This window comes from Sinorhizobium sp. FG01 (assembly GCF_002531875.1).
Classification (GTDB): domain Bacteria; phylum Pseudomonadota; class Alphaproteobacteria; order Rhizobiales; family Rhizobiaceae; genus Sinorhizobium; species Sinorhizobium fredii_C.
The window spans coordinates 1-4,663 of sequence record NZ_NWTB01000050.1 but is presented as its reverse complement, the minus strand read 5'-3'; the positions used below and the strand labels follow the sequence as shown (position 1 = coordinate 4,663).

Here is a 4,663-nt window from a genome sequence, read left to right as displayed (position 1 = left end):
GGTGTGTGGCAGGCAACTGCCATGAAGGACGGCAAATCAGTGGCCGTCGCCCTCGATTATCAGGGCAACGTCACAGCTCAGTAATCGCCCGAAACGTGCTTTACCAAAAGGAGAACGATAATGCGAACCGTAACAGGGCTATTTGACGACTACGAAGATGCCCGCGACGCCGTCAGCGACCTCGAAGCCGCCGGCGTGCCGTCAGATGATATCAGCATCGTTGCAAACAATGCTGATGACCGCTACTCGACCGAAGGCTCGGACGCAGCCGAAGGCGCGGGAACTGGTGCCGGCCTCGGCGCCTTAGGAGGCGGGGTGGTCGGTCTGCTTACGGGACTTGGCTTGATGGCCATTCCCGGCGTTGGCCCTGTCGTCGCGGCAGGATGGCTGGCGTCTACCGCGGCCGGGGCGGCAGCCGGGGCTGTTGCTGGAGGCGCCGCCGGAGGGTTGATCGGTGCATTGACGGATTCCGGCGTCGATGAGGAAGACGCCCATGTCTATGCCGAGGGCGTTCGCCGCGGCGGCACCTTGGTGACCGCAAAAGTCGATGACAGTCTTGCCCTCAAAGCAGAGGCCATCCTGCAGCAACGCAATCGCGTCGACCCTGCCGCCCGCAGGAGCATTTACGCGGGGGAAGGATGGACGCGGTTTGACGACAGTGTCGACCCGTATACTTTGGAGCAGGTTCGGCGCGAGCGCGAACGCTATCGCAGTATGATGCCGTAGGGCATCGGCCTCATCGCCCCTATCCGATTGGGGCGATGAGGCAGCGAGAGCAGCGGAGCCATCGGTGGACGTTGTCGTGAGCACCGCAAAACTGCTGTTTATGTTGTTGACTGTGGCGACTATCGCCTATGTGTCCCTCCTCGGCGTGACGTACATCTCCCAGAGAGCCCTCCTCTACCCCGGTGCGCGACAAGCGCCTGGGCACGCAAGCTGGGGCGAGACTGTCTATATTAGGACGCCCGACGGAGAGACGCTTTTCGGACTCTATAGCCGGGGCAAACCCCGCAAGCCGGCCGTGCTATTCTTTCTTGGCAACGCTGACCGGATCGACAACTATAGCTTTCTCGCCCAAGCGCTGGCCTCACGAGGCATCGGCCTGCTGGCAATTTCCTATCGCGGCTATCCCGGGTCGACCGGGACACCGAGCGAGGTAGGCCTACTCACCGACGGAGTTGCCGCATTCGACTGGCTTGCTGCAGGATCTGAAGGCCCGATCACTGTGCTCGGCCAGTCTCTGGGAAGCGGCGTCGCCATCGATACTGCGCGGCGCAGACCGGCTATCGCCGTCATTCTCGTTTCTGGCTACCTGTCGGTGCTATCGCTCGCTCAGACGATTTACCCCTACTTCCCGGTTGCACTCCTTATCAAGGATCCGTTCCGCTCCGACCTGAGAATAGCAGAGGTCAGGCAGCCGAAGCTGTTCATCCACGGTCGGCGTGACGCTGTCATTCCACTCTCTTCGGGCGAGGCGCTATATGAAATCGCACCCAAGCCCAAGCAAATGCTGATCTACGACGGTTTCGGTCACAATGATCTTTGGGACGCCCCCATGATCGACGACATTATCCGGTTCGTGGAGACGCTTTGACGACACTTAGCGTCAAGTAGGCGGCCGGACCTGGGTTGGCTACTCGACAACTCCGAACGGGTAATTCGGTTCGCTGAATACATGAAGCGTGCACGATCAAGAAGCCGCTGGGTGCATAGAGCGCGAAGCGGTCGCCACAATGCCGGTTGTATTCAACCACGGCCACCTTGCATTGCGGACGGGCGGCATCTAAATTGGGCAAATGCTTGACCGTTCGTCGCAATCCCCTTCGCCGCCAAATATCCCGATGGATGCGCTAAGCGAAGTCCTACGAGACTTTCGCTTGAGTGGCGTCAACTATGGCCGTTGCGAGCTGCGACATCCATGGAGCATCGCCTTTCCGCAACAATCGTCGCTTCGTTTTCACTTCGTGAGCCAGGGGCCGTGCTGGATCCATACGGAAACGCATGGCTGGCAGGAGTTGCACGATGGTGATCTGGTGCTGCTGCCGCAAGGCATCGCCCATCGGCTGGCCAGCGCGCCCGGTGTCGTCGACGACTCGCTCAAGAGTTGCCAGGTGACCAAGGTGGGTAGCAACGTCTGCGAAGTGGTGCGGGAGGGAACGGGTGAGACCAGCACCCTTTTCTGCGGCTCCATGGCCTTGGGCGCCGGTGCGCTTAACCCCTTGATCGCTTTGATGCCGTCAATCATCAAGGGCTGCGACGTGGCCGGCAATGACCCTATTGTTAGTCCCCTGCTAGCGGCTATGACAGCAGAGGCCGCACAGCCACAGATGGGCAGCGCAACCGTTTTATCGCGTATGGCGGACCTGCTCGTCGCGCGGCTCATCCGCTGCTGGGTTAATTGCAGCGGAGCCTCAACCACCGGCTGGCTCGCCGCCATCCGCGACCCGCATATCGGTCGCGTACTGGCCGCCATCCACCGCGACCCCGGCCATAACTGGACCCTCGACAGCCTCGCCGGTGTGGCAGGTCAATCACGCTCGATCTTCGCCGAGCGCTTCAGCGCTATTTTAGGGGAAGGTGCGGCACGTTATCTCGCTCGTCTGCGAATGCAGCTCGCCCGCGAGTTATTGGGGCAAAGCGGCATGTCAGTTGCCGAGGTCGCAACCCGTTTAGGCTATGAATCCGAGGCGTCCTTCGCTCGGGCGTTCAAGCGCATCACCAACGTCTCGCCGGGCGTTGTGCGCCGCAGCATATCCGGACGAACGGACATAGATTTCGGATTTTAAGGTACATATGATCCCGCCAGACTGGTCTAAGAAGATCTCCAACCCTCGGAGATGCTTCAATGACGGATACAACATCACAGTTTGACAGCGCGCTGATAGACATTGATGCCGCTGAGCCGGTCGCCTGGAGCGCGGCCACCTGGTTTGCGGTCCTTTCGATGGCGGCTACGAGCTTTGCCCTTGTGTCGGCCGAATTCCTGCCGGCAGGTCTGCTGACTCCAATGGCAAGCGATCTCGGCATTAGTGAGGGAACGGCAGGACAGGTCGTCACCGCCACCGCTTCCGTTGGCGCCGTGACGGCGTTGTTGAGCAATGTTCTCATCGGCAGATTAAACCGCAAGACGGTGCTGGTCGGTCTTAGTGCCTTGGCGATCGGCTCCAATATTCTTGCGGCGCTGGCGACCGATTTCTGGCTATTGCTGTTGGGCCGGGCCGGATTGGGCATCGCGCTTAGCGGTTTCTGGGCGCTTTCAGTTGCCGTCGTGGCGAGGCTGGTCGGCACCAATGCGACGGGTCGGGGCATGGCGGTCGTCACCCTCGGCGTCTCGCTCGCCACCATTGCTGCGCCCTCGATGGGCGCGTTGATCAGCGACTGGCTGGGCTGGCGCAGCGCCATGGCCATGACAGCGGGGCTTGCCGCATTTGCCCTGCTGTTGCAGGTTCTTAGCCTGCCGACGCTGCCTGCGAGCACAAGCAACAGCGTTGCCGATGTCTTGCGGCTGACACGGCGGCGTGGTGTTCAACTGGGAATGCTTGCTATCCTTTTACTGATGACGGGGCATTTTGCCGGCTCCGTCTATGTGCGGCCCTTCCTCGAACAGGTGACGCTCCTTGAAACCTGGCCGATTGCCCTCGCGCTGCTCGGGTTTGGCATTGCCTCTGTGATCGGCAATATTGCCGGTGGCCGAATGGCTGACGCTGATATCCGCACGGCACTCATGGCCACCGCGGCGTTAATGGCGTTTGCTACCCTCGCTTTGGTGCTTTGGGGCGCGCATATCGTCGTCGCCTTCGGCTTCGCTATGCTTTGGGGCTTCGCTTTTGGCATGGCGCCGGTGGTGCTGCCTACCAATCTATCCCGCGGGGCGCCTGACGCGCTTGAAGCAGTGGGCAGTCTGATGGTCGTCTCTTTCCAGGTCGCCATCAGTATCGGCGCGGTGTTCGGCGGCTATGTCGTGGACAACTATGGCGCTACTGGGCCCCTAACCCTTACCGCCGTCCTTGCCGTATCGACCGTTGCACTGGCGCTGCTGCAGCCCCGCGGTTAATTTTGCTTCGGCGGCGTAACTAGCCGCCTTGGCCTGAGATGCTTGCGGATGCGGCGAAAGCTCGGCGCATCTGCGAGGTGTTCCGACATCGTATCGAGCGCGTGGGCGGTTCCTCGATCCCAGCTCGACTCGGAGTGTCACAGTTGAGGGTTGGACTTGAGCCAATTCTCGTCTGCAGCGCGCCCAAACGTCGCCATGCGATAGCGACGCGACCCAGATAATGCTCCCGCATTCTGACCAACCGCCTTCAGAGGATTAACCGCCGACCCGCCCATTTTAGGGTCAAGGTGGTTGGCGGTTAAAATGACCACGCTCATTCCTTCATTTGACGGTTACGCCTCTTTGCTCGCGGGCTTACGGACAGAATCCGAACAGCCCGCCTGAAGACGGCCGTCGCTGACGATGGGTTGTGCAAAGTTTGCGTTGACCGTTTCCGATGGGGAGGCGACACTTTCAACCTGCAACAAGGCAGGGAAAATGATGGCCGAGCCAGACAGCTGGCGCCACATGGCAAGCGCGCCGAAAGACGGCTGTCGGATCCTCGTCACGATCCCATCGCCCGCGCTCCTGTCATGGTGATCTCTTGCGTTTGCCGGCGGCTTGGGCGAA

The 4,663-nt window shown here is 60.7% G+C and carries 5 protein-coding genes and 1 pseudogene; 5 read left to right on the top strand and 1 reads right to left on the bottom strand.

Annotation, left to right across the window (positions count from 1 at the left end):
* The 5 genes and pseudogenes from CO656_RS31185 to CO656_RS29355 all read left to right on the top strand — a co-directional run.
* Positions 1–84: pseudogene (locus tag CO656_RS31185) on the top strand (PepSY domain-containing protein); the annotation flags it as partial.
* A gap of 36 nt (positions 85–120) precedes the next feature.
* Positions 121–726: a general stress protein gene (locus CO656_RS29370; RefSeq protein ID WP_097528120.1), complete on the top strand. Its 606-nt coding sequence runs from the start codon at positions 121–123 to the stop codon at positions 724–726.
* A gap of 76 nt (positions 727–802) precedes the next feature.
* Positions 803–1,594, top strand: coding sequence for an alpha/beta hydrolase (locus CO656_RS29365; RefSeq protein WP_097528121.1), 792 nt, complete (start codon positions 803–805; stop codon positions 1,592–1,594).
* Between the two features lie 202 nt (positions 1,595–1,796).
* Positions 1,797–2,786 (top strand): AraC family transcriptional regulator, encoded by a 990-nt coding sequence (locus CO656_RS29360; RefSeq protein ID WP_037425883.1) that lies wholly within the window; start codon positions 1,797–1,799, stop codon positions 2,784–2,786.
* Positions 2,787–2,845: 59 nt separating this feature from the next.
* Positions 2,846–4,054, top strand: coding sequence for an MFS transporter (locus CO656_RS29355; protein WP_097528119.1), 1,209 nt, complete (start codon positions 2,846–2,848; stop codon positions 4,052–4,054).
* A 332-nt stretch (positions 4,055–4,386) separates the two neighbouring features.
* Here CO656_RS29355 and CO656_RS30635 read toward each other — a convergent pair.
* A partial coding sequence (locus CO656_RS30635) for a hypothetical protein (RefSeq protein WP_210202579.1) occupies positions 4,387–4,663 on the bottom strand: 277 nt, incomplete at its 5' end.